This window comes from Rhizobium sp. Root1204, assembly GCF_001424965.1.
Classification (GTDB): domain Bacteria; phylum Pseudomonadota; class Alphaproteobacteria; order Rhizobiales; family Rhizobiaceae; genus Pararhizobium.
This window is the reverse complement of the sequence record NZ_LMCZ01000006.1, coordinates 279475-293052: the sequence shown is the minus strand read 5'-3', so window position 1 is coordinate 293052 and position 13578 is coordinate 279475. Positions and strand designations below refer to the sequence as shown.

11 protein-coding genes are annotated in these 13578 nt (G+C 60.1%); 5 read left to right on the top strand and 6 right to left on the bottom strand.

Translation table 11 applies throughout. The annotated features are described in order from the left end of the window. Positions 1 to 5 precede the first annotated feature (5 nt). Positions 6 to 485 carry a MarR family transcriptional regulator gene (locus ASC96_RS08890; protein WP_060502658.1) on the bottom strand — a complete coding sequence of 160 codons (480 nt, stop codon included), beginning with the start codon at positions 483 to 485 and terminating at the stop codon, positions 6 to 8. A gap of 243 nt (positions 486 to 728) precedes the next feature. On the opposite strand from ASC96_RS08890, the gene ASC96_RS08885 reads away from it, so the two are divergent. The 5 genes from ASC96_RS08885 to typA all read left to right on the top strand — a co-directional run bounded on the left by ASC96_RS08885 (position 729) and on the right by typA (position 7597). Next, positions 729 to 992: a hypothetical protein gene (locus tag ASC96_RS08885; protein WP_060502657.1), complete on the top strand. Its 264-nt coding sequence runs from the start codon at positions 729 to 731 to the stop codon at positions 990 to 992. A 102-nt stretch (positions 993 to 1094) separates the two neighbouring features. Further along, positions 1095 to 1736, top strand: coding sequence for a LysE family translocator (locus ASC96_RS08880; protein WP_060502656.1), 642 nt, complete (start codon positions 1095 to 1097; stop codon positions 1734 to 1736). 112 nt (positions 1737 to 1848) lie between these two features. After that, entirely contained in the window at positions 1849 to 3936 is a 2088-nt protein-coding gene (locus ASC96_RS08875; RefSeq protein ID WP_060502655.1) for a M3 family metallopeptidase, read from the top strand. Between the two features lie 131 nt (positions 3937 to 4067). Further along, positions 4068 to 5630 (top strand): alkaline phosphatase, encoded by a 1563-nt coding sequence (locus ASC96_RS08870; protein ID WP_112834619.1) that lies wholly within the window; start codon positions 4068 to 4070, stop codon positions 5628 to 5630. A gap of 137 nt (positions 5631 to 5767) precedes the next feature. After that, positions 5768 to 7597 carry a translational GTPase TypA gene (gene typA, locus ASC96_RS08865; protein WP_060502653.1) on the top strand — a complete coding sequence of 610 codons (1830 nt, stop codon included), beginning with the start codon at positions 5768 to 5770 and terminating at the stop codon, positions 7595 to 7597. A 90-nt stretch (positions 7598 to 7687) separates the two neighbouring features. Here typA and gfa read toward each other — a convergent pair whose 3' ends face one another. From gfa to ASC96_RS08840, 5 genes are all read right to left on the bottom strand, one after another. Further along, positions 7688 to 8263 carry an S-(hydroxymethyl)glutathione synthase gene (gene gfa / locus ASC96_RS08860; protein ID WP_060502652.1) on the bottom strand — a complete coding sequence of 192 codons (576 nt, stop codon included), beginning with the start codon at positions 8261 to 8263 and terminating at the stop codon, positions 7688 to 7690. A 217-nt stretch (positions 8264 to 8480) separates the two neighbouring features. Then, a complete protein-coding gene (locus tag ASC96_RS08855) occupies positions 8481 to 9050 on the bottom strand; it encodes a CarD family transcriptional regulator (RefSeq protein WP_060502651.1) in 570 nt (189 codons plus the stop codon). A 406-nt stretch (positions 9051 to 9456) separates the two neighbouring features. Next, positions 9457 to 9795, bottom strand: a complete 339-nt coding sequence (gene fdxA / locus ASC96_RS08850; RefSeq protein ID WP_060502854.1) for a ferredoxin FdxA — start codon at positions 9793 to 9795, stop codon at positions 9457 to 9459. A gap of 204 nt (positions 9796 to 9999) precedes the next feature. Next, positions 10000 to 10413 (bottom strand): RNA-binding S4 domain-containing protein, encoded by a 414-nt coding sequence (locus ASC96_RS08845; protein WP_060502650.1) that lies wholly within the window; start codon positions 10411 to 10413, stop codon positions 10000 to 10002. 16 nt (positions 10414 to 10429) lie between these two features. Beyond that, positions 10430 to 13531 carry a helicase-related protein gene (locus tag ASC96_RS08840; protein WP_060502649.1) on the bottom strand — a complete coding sequence of 1034 codons (3102 nt, stop codon included), beginning with the start codon at positions 13529 to 13531 and terminating at the stop codon, positions 10430 to 10432. Between the last annotated feature and the right edge of the window lie 47 nt (positions 13532 to 13578).

Sequence of the window (13578 nt, the reverse complement as noted above, 5' to 3'; positions counted from 1 at the left end):
CAAGTTCATTCGGAAACACTTTTCTTGTCGGAGGAAACGGAGCGGTCCAGCTGGTGCAGGTTTTCGCGCAGACCCTTCAGGCTTGCACGAAGGGCCTCTCGGCCATCCGCATCAAGCCCTGAGGTTACCTGATCCATCAGGTCGCGGACTTCCCTGCGAATATTAAGAAGCAACGGATCGGCCTTATCCGTGACAACGACATTCTTTGCCCGGCGATCGCACGGATCAGGAACCCGCTCGACAAGGTCCAGACCTTCCAAACGGTCAAGATAGGTGGAGAGCGTCATTGGCTCGATACCCATCCTGATGGCGATATCGGCCTGCTTGATCCCCTCGGTCGCCGCCACCTGGATCAGCGCCCGGGCCTCGCCCGGCGTCACGCCCAGAGCCGACGCCGTGATGCGGCGGTCGAATGCCCCGCGCAGCAGCCGCGACACGTCGGTGAGCAACATGCCGATCGTATCGGTTTCCAGTCTGACCGGCATGGGAACTCGCTTTGGGATAATCGTAAGCTTTACTTATCAAGAGCCGGACGCACCGGCAAGTTTCGCATGAAGCTGAATTCAAATATTCAAAATTGATAATAAATCGATCACGAAATCATCAATCAAAAGCACGGGTTATGACAACAGCGTGCATCGCGCATGCGTGAATTGAACGTGTCCAGCACCCGGATGCAGAGTTCGCAGTGGGGGCAATCACGCTCCCGGCCTATTGGGAGAGATGATATGTTCAAGACAATTTTCGCCACCACAATTCTCGCTGCCAGCCTTTCGGCTCCGGCCTTTGCCGCCGGCATGATGGCCTGCGATGACGCATCGATCATGAAAACGGAAGAAATGGCCAAGGGCATGACCGATCCGATGAAGAAGGATCAGATGATGATGGCCATGAAGGAAGTCGACAGCGCCAAGATGGCGATGAAGGACGGCAAGACCACAGAATGCGCTACGCATCTCGACAATGCCATGAAGGCAACAGAGACCAAATAAGCGTCACCGATTTTCGCGCGGCAGGGCCTGACTTGGCTCTGCCCGCATCTTGACGGAATCATCCGCGCAAGGTCGAATGGGCTTCACGCGCGAGGAGATTCCATGACGCAGACCCTGCTTTTCGGCGCCTTTCTGGCAGCCCTTCTTTATGTGCTCATTCCCGGCCCCGCTTTTCTTGCCCTTCTTGGTATTGGCGCAGGCCAAGGCCGCAAGGCGGGGGCGATGTTCATGGGTGGGCATCTGGCAGGCGATCTGCTCTGGTCTACGCTGGCTTTGGTCGCGATTGTCGGCGCCAAGACGATCGGCAGCACGGTCTTCGATGTTCTTGGCCTGCTCTGCGGCTTCTATCTTGCCTGGATCGGCTGGAACGCGCTGAGGGCCAAGCCCCGCGGCGAAAACCGGCCCTTGATGACCGTCGAGCGGCCGTACCGGCGTGGCCTGATCTTCGGCCTGACCAATCCGAAAGGCTATCCGGTGGCGCTGGCGACGTTTACCGCGCTGCTCGCCGGATCTTCCAACGCGCTTGATTTTCACGCGCTACCCGCGCTGCTGGCCGTTTCCTTCCTCGGCTTTCTTGTTGCCGATGTCATTCTGATCGGCATCATCGGTGCCTCCGTGGTCCGGCGCTTCTACCGCCGCCACGAACTGGCGATCGTGCGCCTCTCCGGCGTTCTGTTCATGGGCTTTGCCGTGCAGGCCGTGTGGCATGCGGCGCCCGGCCTTTTGGGATTGCGCAAGCCTTGACCGGCGATCCCAGAGCGCCCACCTGACATCTTGATATCTCCACAATCGCTGCCGACAACGGGACGCAGCACCCGCTATCGGCGGGACAGACCGGAATGCGAAAGGACTGCCCATGACATCGAGCCCCGCGCTGAACGCTGCCATCACCGACTGGAACGGCCCGAACGGGTTGCCGCGCTTCGAGGCGGTCAGCGACAGCGATTTTGCGGCATCCTTCGAGGCCGCCCTTGCCGGACACGAGGCCGAAATCAGCGAAATTGCCGGCAATCCGGCCGCGCCAACATTTGAAAACACCATTGTCGCGCTCGAGACCGCCGGCGATGCGCTGTCGCGGGTCTCGTCGCTGTTCTGGAACCGTGCCGGCGCCCACACGAATGATACCATCCAGGCGCTGGAGCGGGATATCTCGCCAAAGATGTCGCGGCATTATTCGAAAATCGGCATGAACGCCGCGCTGTTCCAGCGCATCGACCAGCTCTGGGAGAAGCGTGAAAGCCTCGGCCTCACACTGGAGCAAATCCGGGTATTGGAGCGCCACTGGAAGGGGTTCGTCAAATCCGGCGCGAAGCTGCCGAAGCCGGAGCAAGAAACCCTTGCCGGGATCAACGAAAAGCTCGCCGGTCTTAGCACCCGGTTCGGCCAGAACGTGCTGGCCGACGAAAAGGGTTGGTCGCTCATTCTGTCGGATGGGCCGGAACTCGACGGCCTTCCGGATTTTCTGAAGGACGCCATGGCATCGGCAGCGCGCGAACGCGGCGAAGACGGCAAATACGCCGTGACACTATCGCGCTCGATCATCGAGCCTTTCCTGACATTTTCGGAACGCCGGGACATGCGTGAGCAATCCTTCAAGGCATGGGTCGCCCGCGGCGAAAATCCGGGCGAGACAGACAATCGCGGCGTCATCCGCGAAACGCTGGCACTGCGCAGCGAAGTCGCCAGCTTGCTCGGCTACGGTAACTTCGCCGAAATGAAGCTCGACAACACAATGGCAAAGACGCCTGCTGCCGTAAACGAACTCCTGCGCGCCGTCTGGGCAAAGGCCGTCAAGCGCGCTCGCGAGGAAGAAGCCGACATCGCAAACATGATTGCCGAAGACGGCAAGAACCACGATGTCATGCCCTGGGACTGGCGCTTCTATTCCGAACGCATCCGTGCGCAAAAATTCAATTTTTCCGAAGCGGAACTGAAGCCTTATTTGCAGCTCGAAAAGATCATCGACGCCTGCTTCGATGTTGCTAACCGGCTGTTCGGCATTCGGGCGATCGAGAAGAAAGGCATCACCGCCTACCATCCGGATGTGCGCGTCTTCGAAATCCGCGATGCCGGTAACACGCTCATCGCACTCTTCCTCGGCGACTATTTTGCCCGCAGCTCGAAGCGGTCCGGCGCCTGGATGAGCGCGTTCCAGTCGCAGCACAAGCTGCCGCTGAAGAACGGCAAAACAGGTGAAATCCCGATCATCTACAATGTCTGCAATTTTGCAAAACCGGCGGAAGGCAAACCGGCGCTGCTGTCGCTCGATGATGCCCGCACGCTGTTCCACGAATTCGGCCACGCTCTGCACGGCATGCTGTCGGATGTGACCTATCCGTCGGTATCAGGCACATCCGTATCGCGCGACTTCGTCGAACTGCCCTCGCAGCTCTACGAACATTGGCTGACGGTGCCTGCGATCCTCAAGCAATATGCCGTGCATTTCGAAACTGGCGAGACGATGCCGCAGGCGCTGCTCGACAAGGTTCTGGCGGCGCGCACCTTCAACGCCGGGTTCAACACGGTGGAATTCACCTCGTCGGCGATCGTCGACATGGAATTCCACACACGCGGCCCGATTGATGACCCGATGGCGGTTCAGGCAGAAATCCTGGCTGAGCTTGGCATTCCAAAGTCGCTGGTCATGCGCCATGCCTCCCCGCATTTCCAGCACATCTTCGCCGGCGGCTATTCGGCCGGCTACTATTCCTACATGTGGTCGGAAGTGCTCGACGCCGACGCCTTCGCCGCCTTTGAGGAAACCGGCGATGCGTTCAATGCGGCGATGGCAGGCAAGTTGAAGGACCACATCTATTCCGTTGGCGGCTCGATCGACCCGGAAGACGCCTACAAGGCCTTCCGTGGCAAGCTGCCAAGCCCGGATGCGATGCTGGCCAAGAAGGGCTTGGCGATCACGGAAGAGCTTTCAGGTTCCGACGCCTGAGGGGCCGCAGTCACGGAACTGTCGCCAAACCGTTGGAATAGATTCATCCAACTGTAAACGAACTGACATCGCTTTCGCCAAAGGTCCGGCTCGGGTTTCAGATGATTCCCGAGACGGTACCGGAGGCCGATTTGGTCGATATTCAGGATACGCTGACCCGCCGCTCCTTCCTGCTCTCGGCAGGCGCTGCCGGGTTTGCCGCCACGTCGGTTCTTGCCACACCATTCTATTCCCGAAGCTCCGGGAGACCGTTCTTCACCCATGGCGTGCAGTCCGGCGATGTCGATACCAAATCCGGCATGATCTGGACGCGGGCGGACCGGCCGTCGCGCATCGCCGTCGAATACTCGACCACCGAAAGCTTTTCCGCATCCATCCGATTGCCGTCGATTGATGCGCTGCCCGGCAGCGATTTTGCGGTCAAATGTGCGCTCGACAACTTGCTGCCTGATCAGGACATCTTCTATCGTTTCACCGCAACCGATCTCTATGACAGCAACAGCGTGTCCGAGCCCGTCACCGGCCGGTTTCGGACCGCCCCGCTGCGCCGCCGTTCGGTGCGCTTCGTCTGGTCGGGCGACACGGCTGGTCAGGGCTGGGGCATTGATGACACCGGCATGAAGACCTACTCGACCATGCAATTGCACGAGCCGGATTTCTTCATTCATTCCGGTGACACGATCTATGCCGACAACCCGATCCCCGACGAGATAGCCTTGAGAGACGGCACGATCTGGAAAAACCGGATCGTGACGCCGGAGAAACGCGAGGTCGCCCGCACACTCGATGAATATCGCGGCCAATGGAAATACAATCTGCTCGACGAGCACGTCCGCGCCCTCAATGCTGCCTGCCCGACTTTCTATCAGTGGGACGATCATGAGGTTTTGAACAACTGGTCGCCCTCGACCGATCTGCGCGACGATAACCGCTACCCGGACAAGGACGTGTCCGTCTATGCGGCGCGTGCCATGCAGGCTTTCCAGGAAATGACGCCGATCCGCGCCATCCCCGCCCAGCCCGGCCGCATCTTCCGCAAGATCCCGTATGGCCGTCTGCTCGACGTATTCTTCGTTGATCTGCGCTCCTATCGCGAAGCCAACCAGGGTGGTGGCAACGAATTGTTCGGCTGGCGGCAGGCGGATTGGCTGAAGCGGGAACTGGCCGCCTCGAAAGCCACCTGGAAGGTGATTGCCTGCGACATGCCGATCGGTCTCGTCGTCTGGGACGACTTTGCCAACCGGCGCGGCTCCGATGCGATTGCCAATGGCGATAACGGCCAACCAGCGGGCCGCGAGAAGGAATTCGCCGATATCCTCACGTTCATCCGTGATAATGCCATCCAGAACACCATCTGGCTGACGGCCGACGTGCACTATACCGCCGCCCACCACTACGACCCTTCACGCGCCGCCTTCAAGGACTTCCTGCCGTTCTGGGAATTCGTCTCCGGTCCGCTGCATTCAGGCACCTATGGCCCGAAAGAACTGGACATGACGTTCGGTCCTGACGTGCGCTTCATCAAGGCTGCGGGTACCGGCATCGACCAGAACCTGCCGCCATCCGCCGGCCTGCAGTTCTTCGGCCTTATCGATATCAACGGCCAGACCGAGCAGATGACCGTTCGGCTGATGGACCGGGACGATCACGAGTTGTGGCAAATTACGCTCGATCCCATTGGAAATTCCGTATGAAACGGCCACCGGATTCACCACGGCGCAAGACTTTGCGCCCCGCCCCCCCTTTCGCAAATGCAAAAAAACCTGTATGAGCCGCGCAATTGAAGATGCGGCGTCCCTCACATACGCCCCGAAACCTCCGAGATTCACACATGAAAATGCGCAACATCGCGATCATCGCACACGTTGACCATGGGAAAACCACTCTAGTCGACGAACTTCTGAAGCAGTCGGGTTCTTTCCGCGACAACCAGCGCACGACCGAGCGCATGATGGATTCGAACGACCTCGAAAGAGAGCGCGGCATTACCATTCTCGCCAAGGCCACCTCGATCGAGTGGAAGGGCGTCCGTATCAACATCGTCGACACCCCCGGCCACGCCGACTTCGGCGGCGAAGTCGAGCGTATCCTGTCGATGGTGGATGGCGCGATCGTTCTGGTCGACTCGTCGGAAGGCCCGATGCCGCAGACCAAGTTCGTCGTCTCCAAGGCACTGAAGGTCGGCCTTCGCCCGATCGTCGCGATCAATAAGATCGACCGTCCGGACGGCCGCCACGAAGAAGTCATCAACGAAGTCTTCGACCTCTTCGCCAATCTCGACGCAACCGACGAGCAGCTCGACTTCCCGATCCTCTACGGTTCGGGCCGTAACGGCTGGATGAACGTCAACCCGGAAGGTCCGAAGGAAGAAGGCCTCGCGCCGCTTCTCGACCTCGTTCTCAAGCACGTTCCTGAGCCGAGCGTTGGCGACGAAGACGGCGCATTCCGCATGATCGGCACGATCCTGGAAGCCAACCCCTTCCTCGGCCGCATCATCACCGGCCGCATCCATTCCGGCTCGATCAAGCCGAACCAGGCCGTCAAGGTTCTGGGCCAGGACGGCAAGCTGATCGAACAGGGTCGTATCTCCAAGATCCTCGCCTTCCGCGGCATCGAGCGCACGCCGATCGACGAAGCACATGCGGGCGACATCGTCGCCATCGCCGGCCTGTCCAAGGGCACGGTTGCCGACACGTTCTGCGACCCGTCGGTTACCGAGGCACTGCATGCCCAGCCGATCGACCCGCCGACCGTCACCATGTCCTTCATCGTCAACGACAGCCCGCTGGCCGGCACCGAAGGCGACAAGGTTACATCGCGCGTCATTCGTGACCGCCTGTTCAAGGAAGCCGAAGGCAACGTCGCGCTGAAGATCGAAGAAGCCGAAGGCAAGGATTCGTTCTACGTTTCCGGCCGTGGCGAATTGCAGCTGGCCGTTCTCATCGAAACCATGCGCCGCGAAGGTTTTGAGCTTGCCGTATCGCGTCCGCGTGTCGTCATGCACAAGGACGAAGCCACCGGCCAGATGCTGGAGCCCGTCGAAGAAGTCGTCATCGACGTCGATGAAGAGCATTCCGGCATCGTCGTCCAGAAGATGTCCGAGCGTAAGGCTGAAATGGCCGAGCTTCGCCCGTCCGGCGGCAACCGCGTTCGCCTGAAGTTCTTCGCACCGACCCGCGGCCTGATCGGCTACCAGTCGGAACTTCTGACCGATACGCGCGGCACGGCAATCATGAACCGTCTGTTCCACGAATATCAGCCATACAAGGGCGATATCGGCGGCCGTGTTCAGGGCGTTCTGCTCTCCAACGATGCCGGCGAATCCGTCGCCTACGCCATGTTCAACCTGGAAGACCGCGGCCCGATGATCATCGACGCCGGCGAAAAGGTCTATGCCGGCATGATCATCGGCATCCACACACGTGACAACGATCTGGAAGTCAACGTGTTGAAGGGCAAGAAGCTCACCAACATGCGCGCCTCGGGCAAGGACGAAGCCGTCAAGCTGACCCCGCCGATCCGCATGACGCTCGACCGCGCGCTGTCCTGGATCCAGGACGACGAACTGGTCGAAGTGACACCGAAGAACATCCGCCTGCGCAAGATGTACCTCGACTCGAACGACCGCAAGCGGTTTGAAAAGTCGCGCGGCGCTGCATAAGCAGACAGCACCGGACAATAGAAATGGGCGCAGTGATTTCGATCGCTGCGCCCTTTTTCATTTTGGCATGACGATACGACGACCTGCCGGTCAGGACTTCAGAACGCCACTCTTCTTCGCCGTCCAGGTGGCGATGTAGTCCATCAGGGCATTGTTCAGGCAATCGGATGGCGTCAGGCCGAGTTCCGTCAGGCGGGCACGAATAGCGGGCATATCATCCGGCTTGGTGCCGGATTCGATGATCGAGGAAACAAACGCGGCAAAGCCCGGCGGCGACCAGCCATCCTTGTCGAAGCGTTCCGGGTGAATGAAATCCAGCCCCTGGAAGGGATGCTCCCGCTCGACAGGCCCGTACATGTGCACGCCGCAGCCCTTGCAGGCATGCCGCTGGATCAGCGCAGTCTTATCGACGACTTCGAGCTTGTCGCCGTTTTCAAGCACAGTGATCTTGTCGTGCGGAACCACCGCGACCACCGAAAAGGCCGCTCCGGCCGGTTTCCAGCATTTGGTGCAACCGCAGGCATGGTTATGAGCGACGTCGCCTTCGATTTTGACCCTCACGGGCCGGTCAGCACACGCGCAGACCAGGACACCGCCGGTAAAGCCGGACGCGCCCCTGGGTACGCCCTTGTCGAGCAATGGATGTAGAGAAACGGTAGCAGGCATTTTCTCCTCCGGTGCCGGTTCCCTATAGTTCCGCCTCCCGTGCCGGCAGATCGCGGCGAGGCGTCCGCAAGGAGCATACCACGCTGGCGCAAAGAGTCTCCCGGCAAGCGTCCGCTACGTAGCAATGCGTCCTGATCCTATCTCCGCCCACCGGATACAAAAAAGCCCCGTCATCGCTGACAGGGCTTTTGAGATGGAGGCATTGCTCGAAGGATGCTTACGCAGCTTCTTCCTGCGCTTCGTCTTCTTCGATGGCCTTGCCGCGCTTCGGACCCTTGTTGAGGTTCGTTTCAACAAGACGGACAGCTTCCGTTTCCGACATCTTGTTCACGGCTGCGATTTCGCGCGCCATGCGGTCAAGTGCTGCTTCGTAAAGCTGACGTTCGGAATAGGACTGCTCCGGCTGGTTTTCAGCACGATAGAGGTCACGCACAACTTCGGCGATCGAGATCAGGTCACCGGAATTGATCTTTGCATCATATTCCTGCGCACGGCGGGACCACATGGTCCGCTTGACGCGCGCCCTGCCCTGGACGACCTTCAATGCACGTTCAACGAAATCGGTCTCAGAGAGCTTGCGCATGCCAATGGAGACGGCCTTTGCTACCGGCACCTTAAGACGCATCTTGTCCTTTTCGAAGTCGATGACAAACAGTTCGAGCGTCATGCCCGCAACCACCTGGTCTTCAATTGCTACAATTTGTCCAACGCCGTGGGCTGGGTAAACGATCGATTCACCGGTCTTGAATCCATGGCGTGTCGAAGATTTTTTCTGCTGGGTCGTCATTCGTTTCAAAAACTCCCTGTTACGCTCCCGGCAACGCGCCGGGGCCGGGTCAGTCAGGCCCGGGATGGACGGGGGCACCGTCGGGTGACTCCATACTGATCCGTTCCAACGGTCATCAAATCGATCTTCTGCGAAGCGATCACACACAAGCAACTGCCGTTGCGTATTTGGGGTCAGCCGCGCAGTGGGATTCTTTTGCTTTCGTGATGGTTTTTCGGGCACACGCAAGTGCCACGATGTGGATCAGTTTTTAGACCCTATCATAAAAAACTGCGGAAATCAATAATTTGCTTTACAACGGCCATCAAGGCCAACCAGCCCGTCACGGACATGGTTAAGCCATGATTCCCCAAATTTCGCCATCTTTTGCATCCGGGAATCGACCGGCTGCAAAAGGTTGCCTGCGTCAGTCGCCCTGACCGGGCTTCGGCGAAAAGTACTTTTCGTACTTGCCTTCCACGCCGTCCATTTCCTTGGCTTCCGGCATCTCATCACGCTTGACGGTGAGATTGGGCCATTGTGTGGCGAAGTCTGCGTTAACCTTCAGCCACATGTCGAGGCCCGGTTCGGTATCCGGCTTGATGGCTCCGGCCGGACATTCCGGCTCGCAGACGCCGCAATCGATGCACTCGTCAGGATGAATGACCAGAAAATTCTCACCTTCGTAGAAGCAGTCCACCGGGCACACTTCAACGCAATCGGTATATTTGCAGCGTATGCAATTGTCGGTCACGACATACGTCATGAGGTACTCCAGCGATTTCTCACGTTTGACGGCAGACAGGAACCAGAAGAGAGGCTTGCTTGTCCGCATCCGTTCGGGGATATCAGCCCGCCAACGCCTTTCGAGACGCAACCCGGCTGCTCATTTACCCCGTGAGGTAAAGGCTTTGCGGGGGCTTTGCAAGAATAATCCATGCGCCAAATAGCCACCTGGCGGGACAGTTTTCTATTCCTGATGCCAGCCCTGCTTAAGCTTGTCGACGTCGCGGCGTTCCTTCTTCGTCGGCCGGCCGCTGCCACGCTCGCGCGTCGCCTGCTCAAAGGCATTCGGCTTTTCGCCGGGAACAACAGCAGGAGTCAGATCTTCATAGAGCAGTCGAGCTTCCTCGTAAGGTCCACGCCGGGCGCCGGCAAGCAGAACACGCACGGTGATGTCGCGCCGGTCGAGCGAGACAACAACCACATCGCCGGCTTTCAAAGCATGGGAGGGCTGGGTGATACGGGCCTCATTAACCCGGACATCGCCGGACTCGATCGCCTTCTGGGCGATCGAGCGTGACTTTTGCAGGCGCGTGAAGAACAGCCATTTGTCGAGACGCTGGCGGACAACCGGCAGGGACGGAGGCTGCTTTTCACCCATACTGTTCTCTTTGGCCTTATTTCTTCATCTGCTCCTTCAAGGCAGCGAGCTTGGCGAAAGGCGAATCCGGATCCATCGGCTTTTCCTTGCGCGGCGGACGCGCCTCGAACTTGGCGGCCTGCGGCTTTCCGCCGCGGTCGTTGCGATCCGGACGATCCTGGCGTTCGCCCTTCTCATGCCGCTGGCCGCCCTGGGGCTTGCCACCGTCACGGCCACGATTGCGGTCCGGTCTTCCGCCGCCACCGCTCTTGCGGTTATCGTCGGAACGGCCGTCACGGCGACCTTCACCATCACGGCGCGGCTCACCGCCGTCGCGGCGGGCTTCGCCCTGTGCAGCGCGGTTGTTGCCGCCACGGCGGTCACCCTGCGGGCGTCCACCCGAACGCTGGTTGTCGTTGCGGCTGCCCGGGCGCCACAGAAGAACCGGCTTGGCTTCGACAGGCTCGGCCAGTTCGCCGGCCTGCTCGGCGATAACCGGCTGCTCAGCGCCGCCTGCAACCGCAGCTGCAGCCTCGGCCGGAACAGTCTCCGTGGCCGTTTCAGCCGCAGGTTCGGAAGCCTGAGCCTCTTCGCCGGAGGCGTCCGCGTCATCGTGATCGGCAGTTTCGGCCGGCGCGTCAGAAACGACAGCATCGGTTACCGGCGTTGCAGATCCGGACTGTGCGGCGAGGAACGCAGCCGCGTCCTCGACCTTGACGGCATCGGCACGGTAGCCGAGGCCCTTGAGGATTTCTTCCATATCGTCCGGGGTTGCCCCCAGAATGGAAAGCATAGCGGTCGTCGCCGTGAAGCGGCGGCCATCATAGGCACCATCCGGACGCGCCGCCGTACCCGGCTTCCACTGAAGCAGTGGACGGATCAGATCCGCCAGACGCTCGAGGATATCGATGCGGACGGCACGCTTTCCAAGGAAACGGAAACCGGCCAGCTTGTAGAACGTGCGCTCGAAGGCCGGATCGGTGACCACCGAGGTGCGGCCGGCGGCCAGAACGGGGATCAGGTCACCGTAGCCGGGCTTGTCGAGGCCGTCGTTCTTCAACGCCCAGAGCAGCGTAATGAGTTCGGCCGGTGCAGGCTTCAACAAAGCCGGCATGAAAATGTGATAGGCGCCGAAGCGGATGCCATGGCGGCGGATCGAGGCGCGCGCCTCCTGATCCAGCGACTTGACGTCATCGGCGACATCGCGGCGGAACATCACGCCGAGATTTTCGACGAGCTGGAAAGCCAGACCCTTGGCGAGACCTTCAAGGTCTTCGGCACGAGAAAGATCGTCGAGCGGCTTCAACACCGTCGAGATATGATGATTGACGAAGCGCTCGATGCGGGCAAGCACATGCTCGCGGGCATTGCCCTGCAATTGCTCGTCGGCAAGCAGCAGCACGCGCGGGCGCATCACATGGTCGCTGGCCGTCAGCCGCGCCACGGGATCGCCGAGCCAACGCACGAGACCATCCGACGACAGAGCCAGATCGGCATTGCCGGCCGCATGCAACCGTGCTGCCCGTGCCTCGAACTCGAGAGCGAGCGCCTTTTGCGCAGCCGCTTGCGCTGCGCGCGCATCGAGACCATCGGTCACTGTCGCCAGCGTGAAACGGAACCCGGCCAATTGTCCCACATGATGACCTTCAACGAAGACATCGCCATTTACACTGATTTCAGCTTCCAACATCGCATTCTCTCTCAGGCGCTTCATGAGCACAGATGTCCTGCGATCAACAAAGCGTTTCGTCAACCTTTCATGTAACGCGTCAGACAATCGATCTTCGATTTCCCGCGTCTTTTCTTGCCAGTGTGTCGGATCGGCAAGCCATCCCGGACGGTTGGACACATAGGTCCATGTCCTGATTTGTGCAATTCTCGCGGACAATGTGTCGATTTCACCATCCGTATGGTCCGCGCGGCGAACCTGTTCGGCCATGAAATCTTCATTCACTGTGCCACGCCGGACGAGATCGGCATAGATCGTCGAAATCAGATCGGCATGCTGCGCCGGCGTTATACGCCGGTAGTCGGGAAGCGCACAGGCCTCCCAGAGCTTTTCTACACGCTCCGGTGTCGTTGCAACACTGGTAACCTCCGGATAGCGCGAAAGATAGTCCAAAGCCTGCTGATCGACCGCCGGCAGGGCCCGTGTGAGCCCGTGGACGGCGGGTGCGGCGTCCAAACTCTTCTTCAGCGCCTGAATGGACGCATAGTTGAGCGACTTCGAGCGCCACTGCAGCACACGGACCGGATCGAACTGATGCGATTCGATCCGGTGAACCAGTTCATTGTCGAACGGCTCGACCCGCGAGGTGACGCCGAAAGTACCATCGCGCAGATGACGGCCGGCGCGGCCGGCGATCTGCGCCAGCTCACCCGGGTTCAGATTGCGGAACTGGTAACCGTCATATTTGCGGTCCTGCGCGAACGCGACATGATCGACGTCCAGGTTGAGCCCCATGCCGATGGCGTCGGTCGCGACCAGATATTCGACGTCACCGGCCTGGTAGAGCGCCACCTGCGCATTGCGGGTGCGCGGCGACAAGGCGCCAAGCACAACGGCGGCGCCGCCCCGCTGGCGGCGGATCAGCTCGGCAATGGCATAGACTTCCTCGGCCGAGAACGCCACGATGGCGGTGCGTTGCGGCAGGCGGGTAATCTTCTTGGAGCCGGCATAGAGAAGCTGCGACAGACGCGGGCGCTCAACGACGGTAATGCCCGGCAGCAGATGCTCAAGGATCGGCCGCATGGTGGAGGCGCCAAGCAGCAGCGTCTCGACGCGGCCGCGCAAATGCATCAGCCGGTCGGTGAAGATATGGCCGCGCTCCAGATCGCCAGCCAGTTGCACTTCATCGATTGCGACGAAGGCCGCCTTGGTCTCGCGTGGCATGGCCTCGACGGTGCAGACCGAGAAGCGCGCCATATGCGGGGTGATCTTCTCCTCGCCGGTGATCAGCGCGACATTGTGGGCGCCGACCTTTTCGACGACGCGCGTATAGACCTCACGCGCCAAAAGGCGCAGCGGCAGGCCGATGACGCCGCTTTCGTGCGCAACCATGCGCTCGATCGCGTAATGCGTCTTGCCGGTATTGGTGGGGCCGAGCACCGCGATCACGCCGCGGCCGCTCAAGATCATCGGTTGGTCAGGCACTTTATCGATCCTGCGCACTTTCAATCTGCGAA